Source organism: Streptomyces longisporus, from assembly GCF_039532765.1.
Lineage (GTDB): Bacteria > Actinomycetota > Actinomycetes > Streptomycetales > Streptomycetaceae > Streptomyces > Streptomyces longisporus.
The window spans coordinates 64,881-86,366 of record NZ_BAAASG010000027.1; the positions used below are offsets into that span (position 1 = coordinate 64,881).

The following is a 21,486-nucleotide window of genomic DNA, read 5'->3' on the forward strand; positions in this document are numbered from 1 at the left end:
GATCAAGGACGGTATAGGGCACCACTGACAATCAGGTCAGCGTGCGAGTATCAGGCTCATTGCCTCGGCACGGGTCGTAGCATCCCGAAGCTGGCCACGTACCGCCGACGTCGTGGTCTTGGCACCCGGCTTGCGGATCCCGCGCACCGACATGCACATGTGCTCGGCCTCGATAACCACGATCACGCCCCGGGCCTCAAGGATCCGCATCAGGGAGTCGGCGATCTGCGTGGTGAGTCGTTCCTGCACCTGCAGACGGCGGGCAAACACCTCAACCAACCGTGCAAGCTTCGACAGACCCGTAATCTTGCCGCTTTCGGCCGGGATGTATCCCACATGAGCCACACCATGAAACGGCAGCATGTGATGTTCGCACAAACTTACGATTTCGATGTCCTTGACCAGGACCATCTCGTCGTGCCCCAGGTCGAACGTGGTCGTCAGGACATCCTCTGGCTCCTGCCTCTGCCCCGCCAAGAGTTCCCGATACGCCCGCGCCACCCGCGCCGGTGTCTCCCTGAGGCCCTCCCGGTCGGGGTCCTCGCCGACCGCGATCAGCAGTTCGCGTACGGCGTTCTCGGCGCGCTTCTCGTCGAACTCGCCGATCGAGCCCTCGCCGTTCAGCGTCACGGGGTCGGTCATGTGGTGCCTCGTTCCTGTGCGGGTCACGCGTGTGGGCCACGCGGCTCGTCTGCAATCTGGCTGAAATGCCGCACCCCCCAGGCTAGAACCTGGGGGGTGCGGCGTTCATTCCGGGCCGACGTGGCCGCCGGGAGAGCGGTGGTCAGCTCTCCGGACGGTCCTCCGGGGCCGTCTCGATCGCCGGGGCGGACTCCGTCGACGTCGACTTGGCGGTACTGATCGCCGGGGTCGCGCCGTTGGCGCCGTTCGTCAGTGCGAGCTCCTTCGGGGAGAGCACCGGCGGGCGGGTGGACGGCGTACGGCGGGAGGAGCCGGTCCAGGCGGGCCTGGCCGGGCGCTTGACGATGGCGGAGAAGATCTCGGCGATCTCCTCCTTGCCCAGCGTCTCCTTCTCCAGCAGCTTCAGGACGAGGTTGTCGAGGACGTCGCGGTTCTCGACAAGGATCTCCCAGGCCTCGTTGTGCGCGTTCTCGATGAGCTTCTTGACTTCCTCGTCCACCAGCGCGGCGACCTCTTCCGAGTAGTCGCGCTGGTGAGCCATCTCACGTCCGAGGAACGGCTCCGTGTTGTCGCCGCCGAACTTGATGGCGCCGAGCCGCTCGGTCATGCCGTACTGCGTGACCATCGCGCGGGCCGTGGCGGTGGCCTTCTCGATGTCGTTCGCAGCGCCCGTGGTCGGGTCGTGGAAGACGAGCTCCTCGGCCGCGCGGCCGCCCAGCATGTAGGCCAGCTGGTCCAGCATCTCGTTGCGGGTCGTGGAGTACTTGTCCTCGTCCGGCAGGACCATCGTGTAGCCGAGGGCACGGCCTCTCGACAGGATCGTGATCTTGTGGACCGGGTCGGAGTTCGGGGAGGCCGCCGCGACCAGGGCGTGACCGCCCTCGTGGTACGCGGTGATCTTCTTCTCCTTGTCCGACATGATCCGGGTCCGCTTCTGCGGGCCCGCCACCACGCGGTCGATCGCCTCGTCCAGCATGGAGTTGTCGATCAGCTTCTTGTCGCTGCGGGCGGTGAGCAGCGCGGCCTCGTTGAGCACATTGCTCAGGTCGGCGCCGGTGAAGCCCGGCGTACGGCGGGCGACGGCCGCGAGGTCGACGTCCGGAGCGACCGGCTTGCCCTTCTGGTGAACCTTGAGGATCTCCAGACGGCCCTGCAGGTCCGGCGGGTCGACCGCGATCTGCCGGTCGAAGCGGCCGGGACGCAGCAGCGCCGGGTCGAGGATGTCCGGGCGGTTCGTCGCAGCGATGAGAATCACACCGCCCTTGACGTCGAAGCCGTCCATCTCGACCAGCAGCTGGTTCAGCGTCTGCTCGCGCTCGTCGTGACCGCCGCCGAGGCCGGCGCCGCGGTGGCGGCCGACCGCGTCGATCTCGTCGACGAAGACGATCGCCGGGGCGTTCGCCTTGGCCTGTTCGAACAGGTCACGGACCCGGGAGGCACCGACACCGACGAACATCTCGACGAAGTCGGAACCGGAGATCGAGTAGAAGGGGACCCCCGCCTCGCCGGCGACGGCACGCGCGAGCAGCGTCTTGCCGGTACCGGGACGGCCGTAGAGCAGCACGCCCTTGGGGATCTTGGCGCCGACCGCCTGGAACTTCGCCGGCTCCTGCAGGAACTCCTTGATCTCGTGGAGCTCCTCGACGGCCTCGTCACAGCCCGCGACGTCCGAGAACGTCGTCTTCGGGGTGTCCTTGGTGATGAGCTTGGCCTTGGACTTGCCGAAGTTCATGACCCGGGAGCCGCCGCCCTGCATCTGATTCATCAGGAACAGGAAGACGACCACGATCAGGACGAAGGGAAGCAGGGAGAGCAGGATGCCCAGGAAGGGGTTCTGCTTGGACGGCGAAACGGTGTAGCCGTCCGGGATCTGCTTGTCCTGGTACTTGGTCTGCAGCGTGTTGGCGAGGTTCACGCCCTGGTCGCCGATGTAGCTCGCCTGGATCTTCGAGCTGCCCTCGACCTTTTCGCCGTTCTTGAGCTGGACCTTGATGGTCTGCTCGTCACCGGTGGTGAGTTTGGCCGACTCCACCTTGTTGTCGTTGATCGCTGCCACGACCTGGCCGGTGTCCACCGTCTTGTAGCCGCCGGACGAGCCGACGACCTGCATCAACACGACCACGGCAAGGACGGCCAGCACGATCCACATGACCGGCCCACGGAAGTATCGCTTCACGTCCATCCATACGGAGCGGTGTCGCCCCGTCCCTCCTGCCATAGTGAGTTTGATAAGACAGTTCTTCTGACGGTACCCCAGCATTGTCGCGCGAAGCCGCACGGGACGGCTGGCAAACCCGTCTGCATGCTCCAACGGCGCGAAACCCGCTGGGGTTCCCGATCGTCCTACAAAGACGGCCCTGCTGGCTCAGCCGCCGTAGACGTGGGGCGCGAGCGTACCGACGAACGGGAGGTTGCGGTACTTCTCGGCGTAGTCGAGGCCGTAGCCCACCACGAACTCGTTCGGGATGTCGAAGCCGACCCATTCGACGTCGATGGCGACCTTGGCGGCGTCCGGCTTGCGCAGCAGGGTGCACACCTTGAGCGACTCGGGCTCGCGGGAGCCGAGGTTGGACAGCAGCCAGGACAGGGTCAGGCCGGAGTCGATGATGTCCTCGACGATGAGGACGTGCTTGCCCTTGATGTCGGTGTCGAGGTCCTTGAGGATCCGCACCACACCGGAGGACTGGGTGCCCGCGCCGTACGACGACACGGCCATCCAGTCCATGGTGACGGGGGTGGACAGCGCCCGGGCGAGGTCGGCCATGACCATCACCGCGCCCTTGAGGACGCCGACGATGAGCAGGTCCTTGCCCGCGTACTCCGCGTCGATCTTCGCGGCCAGCTCCACCAGCTTCGCGTCGATCTCTTCCTTGGTGATGAGCACCTGCTTGAGGTCGGTGCCCATGTCTTTCGCGTCCACCCGCATCACTTTCGGTCGTCCCACCGGCCGCCCATCACCCCCCAAAGGGGGGCAAGGTTTCAGCCTTGCCGAATCACCAGTCTGCCACCCTGGCGCTGGGCGACGACTTTGCCCGGGAGATTGATGGCCCCCTGGCCCCGCCAGCCGGTGATCAGCCGGTCGACTTCCTCGATGTGGCGGGCGAACAGCGAACCGGCGGGAGCCCCGGCCTCGATGGCCGCGCGGCGCAGGACACGGCGGCGCACGGCGGGCGGCAGGGCGTAGAGCTTGGCGCACTCCAGGAGGCCCGCTGCGTCGCGTACGGAGGCCTCGGCCTGGCCGGCCCAGGCGTCGAGGGCGTCGGCGTCGTCGCGGGAGAGCTGGGCGGTGCGGGCGAGGGCCTCGACGACGCCCTTGCCGAGCGCCTTCTCGAGGGCGGGCAGGCCTTCGTGGCGCAGCCGGGAGCGGGTGTACGCGGGGTCCGCGTTGTGGGGGTCGTCCCAGACGGGGAGCGACTGGACCATGCAGGCCTTGCGGGCGGTCTGCCGGTCGAGCTGGAGGAAGGGGCGGCGGTAACGGCCGCCGGCCCCCGAGACCGCGGCCATTCCGGACAGGGAGCGGATGCCCGAGCCGCGGGCGAGGCCGAGCAGTACGGTCTCGGCCTGGTCGTCGCGGGTGTGGCCGAGCAGGATCGCGGTGGCGCCGTGGCGGACGGCTGCGGCATCGAGCGCGGCGTACCTGGCGTCGCGGGCGGCGGCTTCGGGGCCGCCTTCGCGGCCGACGGTCACGGCGACGCAATCCACCGGATCGAGGCCCAGTTCGCGCAGCCGCAGGGCGACTTCGTCGGCGCGCAGATCGGAGCCGGGCTGCAGCCCGTGGTCGACGGTGACGCCGCCGGCCCGGATGCCGAGTTTGGGGGCCTCGAAGGCGAGGGCGGAGGCGAGGGCCATGGAGTCGGCGCCGCCGGAGCATGCCACGAGCACGAGCGGCGAGGAGGGGCGCTCGTGCGGAGCCTGCGCCGAGGGCCCGGGAGCCTCGGAGGTGGCCCGATGGCCGTTGAGGATGTCGTGGAGGACGTGGCGGACCGCCAGGCGTATCGCCGCGACCGCAGGATGGGGACCCATGTCCGGTTCCCTTCATGAAGTTTTCGGGGGGTGAGCCCGGGGTCGGTCACTCAGAGTGTGTAGATGGTGACAGAACCGGGCCGTTCCCCGAGCATCGCACGCCTACCCATGGCTCACGGTCCCTCGGACGGGTGATTGGAGGGGCGTTCGCCTGCCGTCGGCCGGATTCGTTTCACGACCTTCCCACGGGGTTCACGACTCACTCTTGCGGTGCACCCGCGCGACCCAGTCCGCCGGTTTGGCGATCTCCGCCTTGGTGGGCAGGGTGTTGGGGGACGTCCACACTCGGTTGAAGCCGTCCATGCCGACCTGGTCCACGACGGCCCGCACGAAGCGTTCGCCGTCGCGGTACTGCCTGAGTTTGGCATCCAGACCCAGCAGCTTGCGCAGGGCCATGTCCAGCCGGGAGGCACCCTTCGCACGGCGCTGCTGGAACTTCTCGCGAATCTCGGAGACGGACGGCACGACGTCCGGACCCACCCCGTCCATCACGAAGTCGGCGTGGCCCTCCAGGAGCGACATCACGGCGGTGAGGCGGCCGAGGATCTCCCGCTGCGCCGGGGTCTGCACGATCTCTACGAAGGACCGCCCGCCGTCGTCCTCCTCGCCCTCGGGGCGCCCGCCGGCGAGCGACTGGGCGGCCTCGCGGATGCGTTCCAGCACGGTCATGGGGTCGACGTCGGTCTCCCCCAAGAAAGACTGGATTTCACCCTCGAGGTGGTCGCGCAGCCAGGGCACCGCGCTGAACTGGGTGCGGTGCGTCTCCTCGTGCAGACAGACCCAGAGGCGGAAGTCGTGGGGCTGTACGTCGAGTTCGCGCTCCACGTGCACGATGTTCGGGGCGACGAGCAGGAGCCGGCCGCCGTTGTTTTCGCCCGCGGGAAGGTCGCGGGTGGCCGGGGCGAAGGTCTCGTACTGGCCCAGCACTCGGGAGGCCAGGAACGACAGCAGCATGCCCAGCTCGACGCCGGTGACCTTGCCGCCGACCGCACCGAGGACCGCGCCACCGGGACTGTTGCCGCGCCGCTCCTGCATCTTCTCCAGCAGCGGCTTGAGGATCTCCCGGAAGCCTGCGACGTTCGCCCGGACCCAGCCGGGGCGGTCGACGACCAGGATCGGGGTGTCGTGGGTCTCCTCCGTGCCCATACGAGTGAAGCCCCGGACGTGTTCCTCCGAGGCCTTGGCATGCCGGCGCAGTTCCGCGACGACGGCCCGGGCCTCGTCGCGGCTCACGTCGGGGCCCGGCCGCACGAGCCGGGTCGCGGTCGCCACCGCGAGATTCCAGTCGACCATCTCGGCACCACCGATGCTCGTCATGCGTCAACGGTACGTGAGCGTTCCCACTTGGGGCAGGCCGCGGAGGCCGGCACCCGTGCCCACGGCGGTGCGGAACAGCTAGCTGCAGCCGCACGCCGCCAGTGCCGTGGCCGTGCGGTCCAGTGCGGACTGGGCCTGCGGGGCGTTGGTCGTGTTCGAGGCCAGGAAGGCGAACGCCAGCAGCCGGCCGTCCTGGTCCACGACGGTGCCGGCCAGGGTGTTCACGCCCGTCAGGGTGCCTGTCTTGGCTCGTACGACTCCTGCCGCGCCGCCCGTGTAGCGGCTGGTCAGGGTGCCGGTGAAGCCGGCCACCGGAAGGCCCGTCAGGACCGGGCGGAGTTCGGGGTGGGCAGGGTCGCCGGCCTTCACCAGCAGGGCGGTGAGCAGGTCGGCCGTGAGCCGGTCGTCCCGGTCGAGGCCGCTGCCGTCGTGGAACTGGGCGCCCTGGAGCGGCAGTTGGAGCTTCCTCAGTGCGCCGGCGATCGCGGACGCGCCGCCGTCGAAGCTCGCGGGCTGCCCCACCGCGGCGGCCGTCTGGCGGGCCAGGGCCTCCGCGATGTCGTTGTCGCTGTTGGTCAGCATGCGCTCGACCAGGGACGACAGCGGGGGCGAGGAGACGGCGGCGAGGTTCTCGGCGCGGGTCGTCGCCTTGGACGGGCCGGGCGAGGTGGTCCGGATGCCGTGTCCGGCGAGGAACGAGCCGAACGTGCGGGCCGCGTCCGCCGCCGGGTCCGTCACGCGTTCGACGGGGCCGCTGGTCGAGTCGTCCGTGCGGCCCTCGTCGGCCATCAGGGCGCTCACGGGGGCGAGGTTGACGTTGACGCCGATGGGGTGGAGTGCGGGCCCTGCGTACAGCGTGGTGTCGTACGAGAGCGTGACCTCGGTGATGCCGCGCTTCTTGAGGGCGGCGGCCGTCCGGTCGGCCAGGTCCCGCAGGCTCGCCCAGCCCTCGGCGTCCTGGTGCGCCGTCAGGGTCGGGTCGCCGCCGCCGACCAGGACGAGTTCCTTGGTGTCGGGTTCCAGGGCCGCGCGGGTGGTCAGGCGGTGGTCGGCGCCCAGCGTCGACAGCGCGGCGACCGCCGTGGCGATCTTCGTCACGGAGGCGGGGGTCATGGCGGTGTCGGCGCCGGTGCCGTAGAGGCGCCTGCCGGTGGCGACGTCGACGACCGCGGCGGTGTGCCGGGTGCCGAGCGCCGCGTCCTGCAGCAGGGGGTCGAGGACGCCGGAGAGGGCCGGGCCGGTCGGGGCCGACTTGACGGTGCTCATGGCGCCGCCCAGACCGGTCAGGACGGCGGCGGCGCTGGGGGCGGGGCGCGGGCCCCCGGCCGCCGAATCGGACGTATCGGGATTACGTCCGTGATCTGCGCCACCCGTACGGTCGAGGGCGGCTGCACGGTCCGCCTCGGCCGTACGCTGACCGGTGGAGTCCCAGGGGCCGGCGGCGGTCGCCACGGCGACGGCCAGCGTCACACCGACGGTGGCGGCGCCCGCGGTGTACTGCCAGGTCCTGACGGTCTTCGGCCAGCTGATGCGGGTGGGCCGTACCCGTGCGAGCTGCGGTTTCGTAGCCGCCGCGGCTCGTTCGAGCTTCGGGCGCACGGCCTGGGCGGCCCGTGCCAGACGCGGTCGTACGGCGTTCGCGGCCCGCACCACACGCGGCCTCGCGGCCCGCCACGGCCTCAGCTCTGGCACGAACACCAGCCCCTTTCGCGATCACACACCTGCGTGAGGGACACTTAACCACCAGAACTATGTGTTGATCATGGAGGAGCCACCGGTGGAGTTCGACGTCACGATCGAGATCCCGAAGGGTTCGCGGAACAAGTACGAGGTGGACCACGAGACCGGCCGGATCCGCCTGGACCGTCGACTCTTCACCTCGACCGCCTACCCGACCGACTACGGCTTCGTCGAGAACACCCTCGGCGAGGACGGCGACCCGCTGGACGCGCTGGTCATTCTTGACGAGCCGACCTTCCCGGGCTGCCTGATCAAGTGCCGTGCGATCGGCATGTTCCGGATGACGGACGAGGCCGGCGGCGACGACAAGCTGCTGTGCGTGCCGGCGACGGACCCGCGCGTCGAGCACCTGCGTGACATCCACCACGTGTCGGAGTTCGACCGCCTGGAGATCCAGCACTTCTTCGAGGTCTACAAGGACCTGGAGCCCGGCAAGTCCGTCGAGGGCGCCAACTGGGTGGGCCGTACGGACGCCGAGATCGAGATCGAGCGCTCCTACAAGCGGTTCAAGGAGTCGGGCGGCCACTGAGCCTTGAGTCGTCCAACGGGCCGTACGCGCACGCGTGCGGCCCGTTCGTGTTTCTGTGCGCATACTGGCGTAGCTGCACGCGTCGTACAGGGAGCGTTACTCACGTGACGGAGGCGGAGGACCGCAAGCCGCAGTCGGACGAGGCCAGGGGCACGTTCGATCCCGAGATCACCTCGGAGTTCGCCATTCCGGCGGGCTTCGCCGCCCCCAGAGTCGTCGTCGAGCCGGAGACCACGTCCGAGTTCGCCGTCCCCGACGGCCTGGACGTCCCGCAGCCGCCCGGCGCCGAGCCCGAGGGGTCGGCGTTCAGCACGCCGAGCACCTACAGCGCCCACCACGCCCCGGCCGCCTTCACACCGGCGACCGGCATACCCGTGGTCAGCCTCACCAAGGACGTGCCCTGGCAGGACCGGATGCGCACGATGCTGCGGATGCCGGTGGCCGAGCGGCCCGCTCCGGAGGCGGGGCCGAAGGCGGAGGAGGGCGGTCCGGCCGTCCCGCGCGTCCTCGACCTGACCCTGCGCATCGGCGAGCTGCTGCTGGCGGGCGGTGAGGGCGCGGAGGACGTGGAGGCGGCGATGTTCGCGGTCTGCCGGTCCTACGGCCTCGACCGCTGCGAGCCGAACGTCACCTTCACCCTGCTGTCGATCTCGTACCAGCCGTCCCTGGTCGACGACCCGGTGACGGCCTCGCGGACGGTGCGCCGCCGGGCCACCGACTACACACGGCTGGCGGCCGTGTTCCATCTGGTGGACGACCTCAGCGACCCGGAGACCACCATCTCGCTGGAGGAGGCCTACCGGCGGCTCGCCGAGATCCGCCGCAACCGGCACCCCTATCCGGGGTGGGTGCTGACCGGGGCGAGCGGACTGCTCGCCGGGGCGGCCTCCGTGCTGGTCGGCGGTGACTGGATCGTCTTCATCGCGGCCATGCTCGGCGCGATGCTCGGCGACCGGCTGGCCTGGTTGTGCGCGGGGCGCGGGCTGCCGGAGTTCTACCAGTTCACGGTCGCCGCGATGCCTCCGGCCGCCATCGGGATCGCGCTGACCGTGGCAGGCGTCGATGTGAAGGCGTCCGCGGTCATCACCGGTGGGCTGTTCGCGCTGCTGCCGGGCCGGGCGCTGGTGGCGGGCGTGCAGGACGGGCTGACCGGGTTCTACATCACCGCGTCGGCGCGGCTGCTCGAGGTCATGTATCTGTTCGTCGGCATCGTCGTGGGTGTGCTGGTGGTGCTGTATTTCGGGGTGAACCTGGGCGCCAAGCTCAACCCCGACGCGGCATTGAGCATCGCCGAACGGCCCGGATGGCAGATCGGGGCGTCGATGCTGCTTTCGCTGACCTTCGCCGTGTTGTTGCAGCAGGAGCGGTCGACCGTGCTGTGGGTGACGCTGAACGGGGGCGTCGCGTGGTGTGTGTACGGCGCGCTGCACTATCCCGGCCGGTTGTCGCCGGTTGCCTCCACGGCTGTCGCGGCCGGGCTGGTGGGGTTGTTCGGGCAGTTGTTGTCGCGGTACCGGTTCGCTTCGGCGTTGCCGTACACGACGGCGGCGATCGGGCCGCTGCTGCCGGGGTCCTCGACGTACTTCGGGTTGCTGTCGATCGCCCAGAACAACGTCGACAAGGGGCTGGTGTCGCTGGCCACGGCCGCGTCCCTGGCCATGGCCATTGCCATCGGGGTCAATCTGGGGTCGGAGATCTCGCGGCTGTTCCTGCGGGTTCCCGGCGGGGCTTCTGCGGCGGGGCGGCGGGCCGCGAAGCGGACGCGGGGGTTCTGAGCGCCTGACGCTCAGTAGCCCTGGTTGTAGGGGTACTGCTGGTTCTGCTGGTACTGCTGGTTCTGCTGATCGCCGTACTGGTCCTGCTGGTGGGGATCCTGCTGGTACGGGTACTGCTGGGCGTACTGCTGGTCCGGGTAGTACGGCTGCTGCTGTGGCTGCTGCTGGTACTGCTGGTGGTGGTAGCCCTGGTCGTCGGTCGGGGGGATGCGGCGGAGCTGGGTCGTCGCGTCGTCCATGACGGGGGCCGCCTGCTGGTGCTGGGCCGGAGCCGGCGCCTCGGGGGTCTTCTTCTCCTTGGAGCGGGCGCGCAGGAACTCGATGATGATCGGGATCACCGAGACGAGGACGATCAGGATGAGGATCGCTTCGATGTTCTTGTTGACGAAGTCGATCTTGCCCAGCCAGGAGCCGAGCAGGGTGACGCCGGCGCCCCAGAGGACGCCGCCGATGACGTTGAAGAGCACGAACGAGCGGTACTTCATGCCGCTGACGCCCGCGATGATCGGCGTGAACGTGCGCACGACGGGCACGAAACGGGCCAGGACCAGGGACTTCGGGCCGTACTTCTCGAAGAACTCGTGGGCCTTGACCACGTTCTCCTGCTTGAAGAGGCGGGAGTCGGGGCGGTTGAAGAGCGACGGGCCGACCTTCTTGCCGAACATGTAGCCCGCCTGGTCGCCCAGGACCGCGGCGAGGCAGATCAGGGCGATGGCGGCCCAGAGCGGGAAGTTCAGCTGATTGGTCGTGATCAGCAGGCCGGTGGTGAACAGCAGCGAGTCGCCCGGCAGGAAGAAGCCGATGAGCAGGCCCGATTCCGCGAAGACGATGAGGAGCAGGCCCCAGATGCCGAACGTGTCGAGAAGGTAGTTCGGATCCAGCCAGCTCGGGCCGAGGGCAAGCGTCGTCACGGTTCCGGGCTCCTGAAGGGGTGGAGGAAGGTACGGCGTCCTTGTGCGGGCGCCCAAAGCTATCAACGCCAGGTGTCCGCCCCAGGTTCCACCGGTGTCTCCAGGATGCACTGTGCGCGCACGGGCACAAAGCTGTGAGGTTCTCCCGGCCCGGGAGCGGTCCCCCGGGCCGGGAGGGCTACGCGGTGTGGCGGGACGCGTTCGCCTCGATGGCGTCCCTGAGGTGCTCCGCGAGGCCGGCGCCCATGGAGTCGTAGAACGCCTTGAACCGCTCGTCGGAGACGTACATCTGCCCGAAGCACCGGTGCATCTCGTACGGGACCTCGAAGTAGTGCCTGGTGATGTGCTGCCGGTGTTCCTCGGCCAGGTCCATGGCGGCCTCGCCGGTGGGCTGCTCCCCGGCGGCCACCAGGGCGGCGTACCGGCGGCCCCAGTCGTCGACCTCGGCCTGGATGCGCTTCCAGTCCTCCTTGGTGTAGGTGGCCGCGCGGCGCTGTGACTCGGCGTACGCCTCGGTGCCGCCCCAGCGCTGCTCCGCCTCTTCCGCGTACTGCTCGGGGTCCTTGTCCCCGAACACCTCGAACCGCTCCTCGGGGGTGAGATTGATGCCCATCTTGCGTGCCTCCATGGCGTGCTCCACGGCCGCCGCCATCTTCTGCAGCTTCTCGATCCGGGCGGTCAGCAACTCGTGCTGGCGGCGCAGGTGCGCGCGCGGGTCCGCGGCCGGGTCGTCGAGCAGCGCGGCGACCTCGTCGAGCGGGAAGCCGAGCTCCCGGTAGAACAGGATCTGCTGCAGCCGGTCGAGATCGGCCTCGCTGTAGCGCCGGTGGCCCGCGTGGCTGCGCTCGCTCGGGACGAGCAGGCCGATGTCGTCGTAGTGGTGCAGCGTGCGCACCGTGACGCCGGCGAAGCCCGCGACCTGCCCCACGGAGTAGCCGTCCTGTCCTGCCGAGTGGCTCACTTCGTCCGCTCCCTTCTCGGTACGCACTCCACCGTGAGCCCTCACGTCACGTGAGGTGCAAGCCGGATTCCTGGGCGGATCCCTCCGGATGTTGCGTCCGTTCTGCCCGCTTATGGTGGGCCTGTGGCGCGGGCGCCGGGTGCTGTTCGCCCTCTTACCGGCCGTTCACCCGGTGCCCGGTGTCACCGTAGGCGTCCTGGGCATTCCGCATGCGACCGCGCGGTGGTGGAACTCCGGTCCGCCGGCACCCGTTCCCGAGATGACACGAGGAGACGTCCATGCCGCTCCACAAAGGTTCCCGGAGGCCCGACGAGCGCCCGGTGTCGGTCAACCCCTTCTTCGGGGAGGCCAATCCGGTCGGCGGCATGACCGAGGCACCGCCCAAGCACCGGCTGCCGGACGCCCCGCTGCCGCCGATGACGGCGTACCAGCTGGTGCACGACGAGCTGATGCTGGACGGCAACTCACGGCTGAATCTCGCCACTTTCGTCACCACCTGGATGGAGCCGCAGGCCGGCGTCCTGATGGCGGAGTGCCGGGACAAGAACATGATCGACAAGGACGAGTACCCGCGCACCGCCGAGCTGGAGCGGCGCTGTGTGGCGATGCTCGCCGACCTGTGGAACGCGCCGGATCCGTCGGCGGCGGTGGGCTGTTCGACGACCGGTTCGAGCGAGGCGTGCATGCTCGCCGGGATGGCGCTCAAGCGGCGCTGGAGCAAGCGGAACCCTGCCCCGGGGGCCCGCCCCAACCTCGTCATGGGCGTCAACGTCCAGGTCTGCTGGGACAAGTTCTGCAACTTCTGGGAGGTGGAGGCGCGCCAGGTCCCCATGGAGGGTGACCGTTTCCACCTCGACCCGGAGGCCGCGGCCGCCCTCTGCGACGAGAACACCATCGGGGTCGTCGGCATCCTCGGCTCCACCTTCGACGGCTCGTACGAGCCCATCGCGGACCTGTGCGCGGCGCTCGACGCCCTCCAGGAGCGCACGGGTCTGGACATCCCGGTCCACGTGGACGGGGCGTCCGGCGGCATGGTCGCGCCCTTCCTCGACGAGGACCTGGTGTGGGACTTCCGCCTCCCGCGCGTGGCGTCCATCAACACCTCGGGGCACAAGTACGGGCTGGTCTACCCGGGCGTCGGCTGGGCGCTGTGGCGCGACAAGGAGGCGCTGCCCGAGGAGCTCGTCTTCCGCGTCAACTACCTGGGCGGCGACATGCCGACCTTCGCCCTCAACTTCTCCCGGCCCGGCGCGCAGGTGGTCGCGCAGTACTACACGTTCCTGCGGCTCGGCCGGGAGGGCTACCGGGCCGTGCAGCAGACCACCCGTGACGTGGCCATGGGCATCGCCGAGAGGGTGGCGGCGCTCGACGACTTCCGGCTCCTGACCAGGGGCGACGAGCTGCCGGTGTTCGCCTTCACCACCGCGCCGGGCGTGGCGGCGTACGACGTCTTCGACGTGTCCCGGCGGATGCGCGAGAGCGGCTGGCTGCTGCCCGCGTACACCTTCCCGCCGAACCGGGAGGACCTGTCCGTGCTGCGGGTGGTGTGCCGCAACGGGTTCTCCACCGACCTCGCCGACCTGTTCGTGGAGGACCTGACCCGCCTGCTGCCGGAGCTGCGCCGCCAGCCGCACCCCCTGACCAGGGACAAGGAGGCGGCCACCGGCTTCCACCACTAGCCCGCTAGCTGCTCAGGCGGGCGAACCTCCGCACCGCCGACGGAAAGAACACCGCGAGCAGTCCCAACGGCCATACGACGGCCGCCCACACGTGCCCCGGCTCCCCGCCGGGGCCGCCCAGCAGGTCCCGTACGGCCGTCGCGGTCTGGGACATCGGGTTCCACTCGACCACCGTGCCCAGCCAGTCGGGCATGGACTGCGGGGCGGCGAGGGCGTTGGACAGGAAGCCGACCGGCCAGACCAGGATCTGGACGGCCTGCACCAGCTCCGGCTTCCCGGCGACCATCGCCAGGTGGATGCCGATCCACAGCATGGCGAAGCGAAGCAGCAGCAACAGGCCGACGGCGCCCAGGAACTGCGCCGGGGACCCGTGCACACGCCAGCCGAGCGCGTACCCGACGCCGGTCAGGATCACCAGTCCCAGCGCCGACTGGAGCATGTCGGCCGCCGAACGGCCCACCAGGACCGCTCCGTTGGCCATCGGCAGCGAACGGAAGCGGTCGATCACGCCCTTCTCCAGGTCCCTGGTGACGGCGAGCATCGTGCCCTCCAGTCCGAAGGCCATGGTGAGCGCGAGCATGCCGGGCACCAGATAGTCACGGTACTGGCCGGTCACCCCCCGGCCGCCGCCGATCAGGTAGGCGAACATCAGCAGCAGCATCACCGGGAAGACCAGCCCGACGAGGAGACGGCCCGGCTGCCGTGCCCAGTGCGCGAGTGCGCGGCGGGTCATGGTCCAGGAGTCGGTCAGGGCGTAGGCGCTCACGCGGCCTCCTTCACTCGCTGGTCGCCGGTGAGGTGCAGGAACACCTCGTCCAGCGTCGGGCGGCGCAGGGCCACGTCCTCCGCCTCGATACCGGCCTCCTCCAGGGCGCGTACGACAGCGGAGAGCGCCGCCATGCGGTCGGTCACCGGGGCGCTGAGCATGCGCCGGTCGGGGTCGACCGAGATCTCGGCCTCGGGGACGGGCAACAGGGCTACCGCGGCGCCCAGTTGGCCGGCGTCGCGCAGGACGACGTCGATGCGGTCGCCGCCCGTCTCCGTCTTGAGCTGGTCCGCCGTGCCCTCCGCGATCACCCGGCCGGCGTCGACGACCGAGATGCGGTCGGCGAGCTGGTCGGCCTCCTCCAGGTACTGGGTGGTGAGCAGGACCGTCGTACCGCCGCCGACCAGGGAGCGGACCGCGGCCCACACCTCGGCGCGGCCGCGGGGGTCGAGGCCGGTCGTCGGCTCGTCCAGGAACAGCACCTCCGGGCCCCGGCCGTGCCGGTCACCGATCAGGGCGGCGGCCAGGTCGAGGCGGCGCCGCATACCGCCGCTGTAGGCGCGCACCGGCTTGCGGCCGGCGTCGGCGAGGCCGAAGCGCTCCAGCAGCTCGCCGGCCCGCACGCGCGCGTGGCGGGCGCCCAGGTGGTACAGGCGGCCGAACATCTCCAGGTTATGGCGGCCGCCCAGCTCCTCGTCGAGGGCCGCGTGCTGGCCGAGCAGGCCGATGCGCAGACGCACGGCCCGGGCCTCGGTCACGACGTCGTGCCCGGCCACCTCGATCCGGCCCGCGTCGGGCCGCAGCAAGGTGGACAGGATCCGGACCAGGGTCGTCTTGCCCGCGCCGTTCGGACCCAGGACTGCATGCACGGTGCCGCGGGCGACCGTGAGGCCGAGCCCGTCCAGTGCGTGTTTTCCGCCGTACTTCTTGCGTGCTCCGTCGACGGTGATCGCCGCGTCAGCCACTTCGGCTCCCTCGCTAGTCAAACTTGACTACCTTGGGAAGGTAACTCCTCGGGACGCATTGGTCAAACTTGATTAGCCGTCGTCCTCAGGGTGCCGCTCCCCGGTGGCGTACGGGTTCTCCTCGCCCTCGGCGAGGACGCCGACGAAAGGCGCGCCCTCCCCCGCGAACGTGTACGCCCCGCTCTCGATGCGCCCGATCAGCCCCTGGGTCCACTCGGCCTCGGCGTCGGCCGTGTGGACCCAGAGGTTCATGATCTCGCCGATGTGGCCGAGCTGTTCGGGGCCGTCCTCGGGGATGTAGTGCTCGGTGACGGCCCCCCGCCACTCCTCGATCCGTCGGATCCGCTCCTTGAGGAGCGCCACCGCCTCGGCGCGCGGCAGCTCGACGATGAAGCCGATGGACGCCGACTTGACGTCCATCTTCTGGTCGTACGAGGTCAGCGCCTCGCGCAGCAGCCGGAAGAATTCCTCGGTGCCCCAGTCGGTGATCTCGTACTCCGTGCGCGGCGGGCCGCCGGCCGTGGACGGTGCGATCTCGTGCGCGTGCAGCAGCCCTTGCTTCGCCATCTGTTTGAGCGCGTGGTAGATCGAGCCGGGCTTGGCGTTGGACCACTCGTGCGCGCCCCAGTACTCCAGGTCGTTGCGTACCTGGTAGCCGTGGGCCCGCCCGTGCTGGCGGACCGCGCCGAGCACGAGAAGACGGATCGCGGACATGCGGCCCAGCTTATTGTCAAGGGCTCAGCCCGCTTGCTCCAGGGCGACCAGTTCGAACGCCGTCTTCCCGTCGAGGGACTCCCGGATGATGTCGGCGTGGCCCGCGTGCCGGGCTGTCTCACGGATCAGGTGCAGACAGACCCAGCGCACCGAGACACGGCCCTCCGGCGGGAACCAGGGCTGGTCGGGGAGCGGGAAGGTGTCGTCGAGGCTCGGTACGGAGCGGATGTACGCCTCCGTCTCGGCGGCGACCTTCTCCCAGTGGGCGAGCTGGGACTCGACACTCTCGCCGTCGACGAGTTGGAAGGTCTCGTGCCAGTTGGTCTCGTCCCGCTCGACGGCCGGCGGCTCCTGCTTGGCGCGGGCGATCCATCCCTGCTCGACCTCGACGACATGCTTGAGCAGACCCGACAGGGACAGCTCGCTGGCACTCGGCCTGCTTGCGGCCTGCTCCTCGGTCAGCCCGAGCAGCGCGCGCCGGATGCCGCCCCGCTGCTCCTCGATGAACGAGAGCAGTGCCCCGCGCTCGTCGCCCCGCGCCTCCGCCGGTACGTGCATGACCATGACCGCCGCCTTTCGATGGATGGGGGCCTCGGGAGGCCTCCTGACACCGATGAAGTTACGCGGGCTTTAGGTCAGGTTCTGTCCTCGATCGAAGGGCGGCGCGAGGAAATTCCGCCGGGGGAGGATCATGACGGCAGGACGTCAGGGGAGGACGCGTGGGCAGGGGATCCAGGAAACGGCGGGCGCGCAGGAAGCGGGACGGCAAGCGGCCGGCCGCCCGACCGAGACCGCCGTTGAACCCCACACGGCCCGCCAGGAAGGCGTCGCCCGTGAAGACCGCGCCGGCCGTGACGGTCTTCGTCCTGCTCTTCGGTCTGGCGCCGCTGCTCGGGAGCGGCTACATGCTGGCGGGAGCGCTCGGCCTCGTGGGGCACCGGGGCGTCTTCACCGCTCTGGTCTGCCATATGACCGGCTCCGGCAAGAACCGCCACACCATCTGTGAGGGCGAACTGGTCGCCGCCCATCGGCCACAGCGGTACGCCTCCATCGACGCGGAGGTGCCGCTGCAGCGGGCGACCCGCGTCCAGGTGCTCCCCAGTGGCTCACTGGAGACCGTCGGGCCGGCCGCGGTCACCGGCTGGTCGACGCTGGGCCTCGGCGGCCTCACCGTCCTGACCGCCGGTGCGCACACCGCGCTGCGGGAACGCCTGGAGCCGCGGGCCCGCGGCCACGGGCGCCGACTGTGCCTCGCCCTGGCCTCGCTGACCGGGGCCGGATTCGTCGTCTACGTCGTCGTCCGGGTCGTCACGTGACGACGTACCGCCCCGACGGCCGGCGCCGGCCCCGGCGTGATGTCAGAACGGGAACCCGCTCCGCCCATGCTGCACCGAGATCCACTTCAGCGTGGTGAAGGACTCGATCGTCGTCTCGCCGTTGAGGCGCCCGAGGCCGGAGCTCTTCTCGCCGCCGAAGGGAACGAGGGGCTCGTCGTGGACGGTGCCGTCGTTCACATGGAACATGCCGGTGTCGATCTGCTTGGCGAAGGACACGCCCCGCTCGATGTCACCGGTGTGCACGGCGCCGCTCAGGCCGTACGGAGTGTCGTTGACGAGGCGTACGGCCTCCTCCTCGCCGTCGAAGGGGATGACGAAGGCGACCGGGCCGAAGACCTCCTGCCGCAGCAGGGCCGAGTCCGCGGGCACGCCGGTGAGCACGGAGGGCTCGACCAGGTTGTCGGTGGTCGTGCCGCGCAGCAGGGCGGTCGCGCCCTCGGCGATGGCCTGCTCGACGGTGGCCGAGAGGGTGTCCGCCTGCGAGGAGTTGATCACCGGGCCGATGACGGTCTGGGGGTCGCTCGGGTCACCGACCTTCAGGGTCCTGACCTTGGCGACGAACTTCTCGGTGAACTCCTCCGCGATCGAACGGTCCACCAGGATCCGGTTCGCGGCCATGCAGACCTGGCCCTGGTGGACATAGCGGCTGAAGACGGCCGCGTCGACCGCGTAGTCGATGTCGGCGTCGTCGAGGACGACGATCGCGCTGTTGCCGCCGAGTTCGAGGACCGAGCGCTTGAAGTGCGAGGCGCAGACGGTGGCCACATGGCGGCCCACCTTGTCGGAGCCGGTGAAGGAGATGACCTTGGGGATCGGGTGCTCGAGGAAGGCGTCGCCGATCTCCGCGATGTCCGTGATGACGACGTTGAGGAGGCTGCCCGGGAGACCCGCGTCCTCGAAGATCTTCGCGACCAGGGAGCCGCCGGTGATCGGGGTGTTCTGGTGCGGCTTCAGCACCACGCCGTTGCCGAGCGCGAGGGCCGGGGCGACCGACTTGATCGACAGCAGGAAGGGGAAGTTGAAGGGGCTGATGACGCCCACCACACCCACCGGCACGCGGTAGAGGCGGTTCTCCTTGCCGTCCACCGGCGACGGGAGGATCTTGCCCTCGGGGCGCAGCGCCCACTGGAGGGACTCGCGCAGGAACTCCTTGGCGAGATGGAGCTCGAAGCCGGCCTTCAGACGGGTGCCGCCGAGCTCGGCGATGATCACCTCGGTGATCTCCTGCTCGCGCTCCTCGATCACTCTGAGGGCCTTCTCCAGGACCGCCCGGCGCGCGTACGGGTTGGTCGCGGCCCACTGCTTCTGGGCGCGGGCCGCCGCCCGGTACGCCTCGTCGACCTCGTCGACCGTGGCTATGGTGATCGACGCCAGCTTCTCGCCGTTGTACGGGTTGAAGTCGATGATGTCCCAGGAGCCGGTACCCGGGCGCCATTCACCGTCGATGTACTGCTGGGCCAGGTCGGTGAAGTAGGACGACATGTGATCCCCAAATCACTAGCAGACACACGATCGATGTCACGGTCTGATCACGCGTCATCGTACTGGCGTCTCAAGTGAGTTGGGGACTCTGAGCGAACTTATGGGGAGAACCCTAGGAGAGCTGGAGGAGACCCCGTAGAAGATCGCGGCTTTCGTCCGGCCCGGGGCTGTCCTGCTGGAGTTCCTTGAGCGCCCTCTCGTACTGGACGACGTCCTCGTGCTTGTCCAGGTAGAGCGCGCTGGTGAGCTGCTCCAGATAGACGACGTCCGACAGGTCGGACTCGGAGAAGCTGAGAATGGTGAACGCACCGCTCTCGCCCGAGTGGCCACCGAAGCTGAACGGCATGATCTGCAGCCGTACGTTGGGGCGTTCGGAGATCTCGATCAGATGCTGGAGCTGGCCCCTCATCACCTCGCGGTCGCCGTACGGCCGGCGCAGCGCGGCCTCGTCCAGGACGATGTGGAAGTCGGGGCCGCCCGCGGAGACGAGGTGCTTCTGCCGCTCCATGCGCAGCGCCACCCGCTTGTCGATGTCGGCCTTGCTCGCGCCCTTCATCCCACGCCGTACGACTGCACGTGCATACGCCTCGGTCTGCAGCAGGCCGTGCACGAACTGCACCTCGTACGCCCGGATCAGGTGCGCCGCGCCCTCCAGGCCCACATAGGTGGGGAACCAGCTCGGCAGGACGTCCGAGTAACTGTGCCACCAGCCCGCGACGTTGGCCTCCCGGGCGAGGGAGAGCAGTGAGGTGCGCTCCTGCTCGTCCGTGATGCCGTACAGCGTCAACAGGTCTTCCACATCACGTGTCTTGAAGCTCACCCGGCCCAACTCCATCCGGCTGATCTTCGATTCGGAGGCGCGGATCGAGTAGCCCGCCGCCTCGCGCGTGATGCCGCGTGCCTCACGCAGTCGCCTGAGTTGCGAGCCGAGCAGCATGCGCCGCACCACCGATCCGGGCTCTCCCACGCTCACGTTCGCCAGCCTCCCCAACGCCTTCAGGGGCCGAAGTCTGCCACTAAATCACTCCGAGCAGTACTCGTCCGATTACAGAGAAGCAAAGAACCCAAAGATTCTGCACAGGTAGAGGGAAGGAGTTGGCAAGCAGTGGGAGAGAAGATGGCGGAAAAAATGGCCAACAAGCGGTACGGGAGGGTCCAATTCGGTCGCGTGCACGTGCATCTGCACCTTGCATCTGCACCGCGCATCCAAGACCATGGTCTCGCGCAACCGCTGCATCGCAACGCAACGACCGCGAATTCCTCGGGAGTGCCTCGCATGGGGACGAATGGATCGACCATGCTCGAGCCGTTACGGCAGGGCCTTCCGCCACTGGATCCCGCGGCCGTGTCCAACGCCGCCTCCTGTGCTCTGCCCGCCCGCTACGAAGCGGTGCGCGAGGCACGGCTGTTCACCCGCAGAACGCTCGACCAGTGGGACATAGGCGACCGCTTCGACGACGTCTGTCTGGTGGTTTCCGAGCTGGTCACCAACTCGCTGCGGCACGGCCTGCCGGCCGGCACCCTGTGCACCGCCGACCAGAGCCCGCCCGTGCGGCTGCATCTGATGCGCTGGACGGAGCGGCTGGTGTGCGCGGTGCGCGACCCGAGCCATGCCACCCCGGCGCCGCGCGAGGCGGACGACTTCTCGGCGGAGTCGGGCCGCGGCCTGTTCCTGGTCGACTCCTTCGCCGACAGCTGGGGCTGGCACCCCATGGCCGGCACGCTCGGCGGCAAGGTCGTCTGGGCGCTGTTCCAGCTGCCGCACCCGCCCCAGCCGCTGCCCGCCGAATAGCGCACCCCGGCGCCGTCCGACGCCGGGGTTCTACGCGCGTTACTGCACGTAAGTCACCAATTGCCCCGAGTTGTACCCGGGGTGGGCCGGGTGTCAGCCGGCTATCAGGTGATCGAACTCGCCGTCCTTGATGCCCAGGAGCATCGCCTCGATCTCCGCGCGCGTGTAGACGAGCGCCGGACCGTCGGGGAAGCGCGAGTTGCGCACGGCCACGTCCCCACCGGGCAACCGGGCGAACTCCACACAGGAGCCCTGCGAGTTGCTGTGCCGGCTCTTCTGCCAGGCCACACCGTTCAGCTCCGTGGCAGCCATGCCGTTGTACACGTCGTGGTCCACAGGTCGCTCCCGGTGGTGCGGTGGCTTTGGGGCCAGTGATGCAGTGGTCAACTGGTCCGGATCATAGCCGTGTTCACGTGCGCATGCATGAGCAGATGCACGTGCACGCGCAGTGGTTCTGTGGTTACGGCTGTGACGTACGGGGTGCTGCAACCGTTCCCGCGCATGCCCCGGACTCCGAACGGCATGCGCAGTGTCGAACCCTCGTGCACTGGAAGAGACGCGTACCGCGGCGTTGTTGTTCCAACCTCCAACCAATCAGCCGACCTGTGGCCGAAAGCCTCACCGGCCCGCGTACGGCAGGAGGCCCATCTCGCGGGCGTTCTTGATCGCGCGGGCGAGCAGCCGCTGCTGCTGGGCCGTGACCCGGGTGACACGGCGGCTGCGGATCTTGCCCCGGTCGGAAATGAACTTCCGCAGCAGGTCGGTGTCCTTGTAGTCGATGTACGTGACTCCGGCCGCGTCCAGGGGGTTCGGGCGGGACTTGGCGGGGGTGCGGTCGGGCTTGCGGGCCATG

At 69.3% G+C, this 21,486-nt stretch carries 21 protein-coding genes; 5 read left to right on the forward strand and 16 right to left on the reverse strand.

What is annotated here, in order from left to right; genetic code table 11:
• Window positions 1-36: 36 nt before the first annotated feature.
• From folE to dacB, 6 genes are all read right to left on the reverse strand, one after another.
• The gene (gene folE, locus ABD355_RS40725) at window positions 37-642 is read right to left on the reverse strand and encodes a GTP cyclohydrolase I FolE (protein WP_344406252.1); all 606 of its coding nucleotides are present in this window, start codon (window positions 640-642) and stop codon (window positions 37-39) included.
• 142 nt (window positions 643-784) lie between these two features.
• Window positions 785-2,824, reverse strand: coding sequence for an ATP-dependent zinc metalloprotease FtsH (gene ftsH, locus ABD355_RS40730; RefSeq protein ID WP_344406254.1), 2,040 nt, complete (start codon window positions 2,822-2,824; stop codon window positions 785-787).
• Between the two features lie 183 nt (window positions 2,825-3,007).
• On the reverse strand, window positions 3,008-3,568 hold the full coding sequence (gene hpt, locus ABD355_RS40735; protein ID WP_030942590.1) for a hypoxanthine phosphoribosyltransferase: 561 nt from the start codon (window positions 3,566-3,568) through the stop codon (window positions 3,008-3,010).
• A 53-nt stretch (window positions 3,569-3,621) separates the two neighbouring features.
• The gene (gene tilS / locus ABD355_RS40740; RefSeq protein WP_344406255.1) at window positions 3,622-4,665 is read right to left on the reverse strand and encodes a tRNA lysidine(34) synthetase TilS; all 1,044 of its coding nucleotides are present in this window, start codon (window positions 4,663-4,665) and stop codon (window positions 3,622-3,624) included.
• A gap of 192 nt (window positions 4,666-4,857) precedes the next feature.
• Complete coding sequence (locus ABD355_RS40745; protein WP_344406256.1) at window positions 4,858-5,982, reverse strand: zinc-dependent metalloprotease; 1,125 nt, start codon at window positions 5,980-5,982, stop codon at window positions 4,858-4,860.
• Between the two features lie 78 nt (window positions 5,983-6,060).
• Complete coding sequence (dacB, locus tag ABD355_RS40750; protein WP_344406258.1) at window positions 6,061-7,680, reverse strand: D-alanyl-D-alanine carboxypeptidase/D-alanyl-D-alanine endopeptidase; 1,620 nt, start codon at window positions 7,678-7,680, stop codon at window positions 6,061-6,063.
• A 79-nt stretch (window positions 7,681-7,759) separates the two neighbouring features.
• On the opposite strand from dacB, the gene ABD355_RS40755 reads away from it, so the two are divergent.
• Both ABD355_RS40755 and ABD355_RS40760 read left to right on the forward strand, forming a co-directional pair.
• Window positions 7,760-8,251: an inorganic diphosphatase gene (locus ABD355_RS40755; RefSeq protein WP_217556031.1), complete on the forward strand. Its 492-nt coding sequence runs from the start codon at window positions 7,760-7,762 to the stop codon at window positions 8,249-8,251.
• A 104-nt stretch (window positions 8,252-8,355) separates the two neighbouring features.
• Entirely contained in the window at window positions 8,356-10,026 is a 1,671-nt protein-coding gene (locus tag ABD355_RS40760) for a threonine/serine exporter family protein (RefSeq protein ID WP_344406260.1), read from the forward strand.
• A gap of 11 nt (window positions 10,027-10,037) precedes the next feature.
• On the opposite strand, the gene ABD355_RS40765 is transcribed toward ABD355_RS40760, so the two are convergent.
• Together ABD355_RS40765 and ABD355_RS40770 are read right to left on the reverse strand one after the other, a co-directional pair.
• The gene (locus ABD355_RS40765) at window positions 10,038-10,937 is read right to left on the reverse strand and encodes a DedA family protein (RefSeq protein ID WP_344406261.1); all 900 of its coding nucleotides are present in this window, start codon (window positions 10,935-10,937) and stop codon (window positions 10,038-10,040) included.
• A 178-nt stretch (window positions 10,938-11,115) separates the two neighbouring features.
• Window positions 11,116-11,898 carry a MerR family transcriptional regulator gene (locus tag ABD355_RS40770; RefSeq protein ID WP_344406262.1) on the reverse strand — a complete coding sequence of 261 codons (783 nt, stop codon included), beginning with the start codon at window positions 11,896-11,898 and terminating at the stop codon, window positions 11,116-11,118.
• Window positions 11,899-12,176: 278 nt separating this feature from the next.
• On the opposite strand from ABD355_RS40770, the gene gad reads away from it, so the two are divergent.
• Window positions 12,177-13,577 (forward strand): glutamate decarboxylase, encoded by a 1,401-nt coding sequence (gene gad, locus ABD355_RS40775; RefSeq protein WP_344406264.1) that lies wholly within the window; start codon window positions 12,177-12,179, stop codon window positions 13,575-13,577.
• Between the two features lie 4 nt (window positions 13,578-13,581).
• On the opposite strand, the gene ABD355_RS40780 is transcribed toward gad, so the two are convergent.
• The 4 genes from ABD355_RS40780 to ABD355_RS40795 form a co-directional block, all read right to left on the reverse strand.
• Window positions 13,582-14,343: an ABC transporter permease gene (locus ABD355_RS40780; protein ID WP_344406265.1), complete on the reverse strand. Its 762-nt coding sequence runs from the start codon at window positions 14,341-14,343 to the stop codon at window positions 13,582-13,584.
• Window positions 14,340-15,308: an ATP-binding cassette domain-containing protein gene (locus tag ABD355_RS40785; protein ID WP_344406266.1), complete on the reverse strand. Its 969-nt coding sequence runs from the start codon at window positions 15,306-15,308 to the stop codon at window positions 14,340-14,342. Before ABD355_RS40785 ends, ABD355_RS40780 begins: the two co-directional genes overlap by 4 nt.
• A 72-nt stretch (window positions 15,309-15,380) precedes the next feature.
• Window positions 15,381-16,022 (reverse strand): PadR family transcriptional regulator, encoded by a 642-nt coding sequence (locus ABD355_RS40790; protein ID WP_344406267.1) that lies wholly within the window; start codon window positions 16,020-16,022, stop codon window positions 15,381-15,383.
• 24 nt (window positions 16,023-16,046) lie between these two features.
• Window positions 16,047-16,586, reverse strand: a complete 540-nt coding sequence (locus ABD355_RS40795; protein WP_344406268.1) for a DinB family protein — start codon at window positions 16,584-16,586, stop codon at window positions 16,047-16,049.
• 269 nt (window positions 16,587-16,855) lie between these two features.
• Here ABD355_RS40795 and ABD355_RS40800 point away from each other — a divergent pair, with 269 nt between their 5' ends.
• Window positions 16,856-17,338 carry a hypothetical protein gene (locus ABD355_RS40800; protein WP_344406270.1) on the forward strand — a complete coding sequence of 161 codons (483 nt, stop codon included), beginning with the start codon at window positions 16,856-16,858 and terminating at the stop codon, window positions 17,336-17,338.
• Between the two features lie 42 nt (window positions 17,339-17,380).
• On the opposite strand, the gene ABD355_RS40805 is transcribed toward ABD355_RS40800, so the two are convergent.
• Window positions 17,381-18,841: an aldehyde dehydrogenase family protein gene (locus tag ABD355_RS40805; RefSeq protein WP_344406271.1), complete on the reverse strand. Its 1,461-nt coding sequence runs from the start codon at window positions 18,839-18,841 to the stop codon at window positions 17,381-17,383.
• A 112-nt stretch (window positions 18,842-18,953) separates the two neighbouring features.
• Window positions 18,954-19,778 carry a helix-turn-helix domain-containing protein gene (locus tag ABD355_RS40810; protein WP_344406298.1) on the reverse strand — a complete coding sequence of 275 codons (825 nt, stop codon included), beginning with the start codon at window positions 19,776-19,778 and terminating at the stop codon, window positions 18,954-18,956.
• A 360-nt stretch (window positions 19,779-20,138) separates the two neighbouring features.
• On the opposite strand from ABD355_RS40810, the gene ABD355_RS40815 reads away from it, so the two are divergent.
• The gene (locus tag ABD355_RS40815; RefSeq protein WP_344406272.1) at window positions 20,139-20,633 is read left to right on the forward strand and encodes an ATP-binding protein; all 495 of its coding nucleotides are present in this window, start codon (window positions 20,139-20,141) and stop codon (window positions 20,631-20,633) included.
• Between the two features lie 93 nt (window positions 20,634-20,726).
• Here ABD355_RS40815 and ABD355_RS40820 read toward each other — a convergent pair whose 3' ends face one another.
• On the reverse strand, window positions 20,727-20,945 hold the full coding sequence (locus ABD355_RS40820) for a DUF397 domain-containing protein (protein WP_115913352.1): 219 nt from the start codon (window positions 20,943-20,945) through the stop codon (window positions 20,727-20,729).
• Between the two features lie 306 nt (window positions 20,946-21,251).
• Window positions 21,252-21,485, reverse strand: coding sequence for a 30S ribosomal protein S18 (gene rpsR, locus ABD355_RS40825; protein WP_344406273.1), 234 nt, complete (start codon window positions 21,483-21,485; stop codon window positions 21,252-21,254).
• Between the last annotated feature and the right edge of the window lies 1 nt (window position 21,486).

What these genes read in the sequence shown, in the direction of transcription:
- rpsR (WP_344406273.1), bottom strand. Translation starts at nt 21,485, where the DNA reads ATGGCCCGCAAGCCCGACCGCACCCCCGCCAAGTCCCGCCCGAACCCC.
- gad (WP_344406264.1), top strand. Translation starts at nt 12,177, where the DNA reads ATGCCGCTCCACAAAGGTTCCCGGAGGCCCGACGAGCGCCCGGTGTCG.
- ftsH (WP_344406254.1), bottom strand. Translation starts at nt 2,824, where the DNA reads ATGGACGTGAAGCGATACTTCCGTGGGCCGGTCATGTGGATCGTGCTG.
- ABD355_RS40790 (WP_344406267.1), bottom strand. Translation starts at nt 16,022, where the DNA reads ATGTCCGCGATCCGTCTTCTCGTGCTCGGCGCGGTCCGCCAGCACGGG.
- ABD355_RS40795 (WP_344406268.1), bottom strand. Translation starts at nt 16,586, where the DNA reads ATGGTCATGCACGTACCGGCGGAGGCGCGGGGCGACGAGCGCGGGGCA.
- folE (WP_344406252.1), bottom strand. Translation starts at nt 642, where the DNA reads ATGACCGACCCCGTGACGCTGAACGGCGAGGGCTCGATCGGCGAGTTC.
- ABD355_RS40810 (WP_344406298.1), bottom strand. Translation starts at nt 19,778, where the DNA reads ATGCTGCTCGGCTCGCAACTCAGGCGACTGCGTGAGGCACGCGGCATC.
- tilS (WP_344406255.1), bottom strand. Translation starts at nt 4,665, where the DNA reads ATGGGTCCCCATCCTGCGGTCGCGGCGATACGCCTGGCGGTCCGCCAC.
- ABD355_RS40805 (WP_344406271.1), bottom strand. Translation starts at nt 18,841, where the DNA reads ATGTCGTCCTACTTCACCGACCTGGCCCAGCAGTACATCGACGGTGAA.
- ABD355_RS40815 (WP_344406272.1), top strand. Translation starts at nt 20,139, where the DNA reads ATGCTCGAGCCGTTACGGCAGGGCCTTCCGCCACTGGATCCCGCGGCC.
- ABD355_RS40820 (WP_115913352.1), bottom strand. Translation starts at nt 20,945, where the DNA reads ATGGCTGCCACGGAGCTGAACGGTGTGGCCTGGCAGAAGAGCCGGCAC.
- hpt (WP_030942590.1), bottom strand. Translation starts at nt 3,568, where the DNA reads ATGCGGGTGGACGCGAAAGACATGGGCACCGACCTCAAGCAGGTGCTC.
- ABD355_RS40745 (WP_344406256.1), bottom strand. Translation starts at nt 5,982, where the DNA reads ATGACGAGCATCGGTGGTGCCGAGATGGTCGACTGGAATCTCGCGGTG.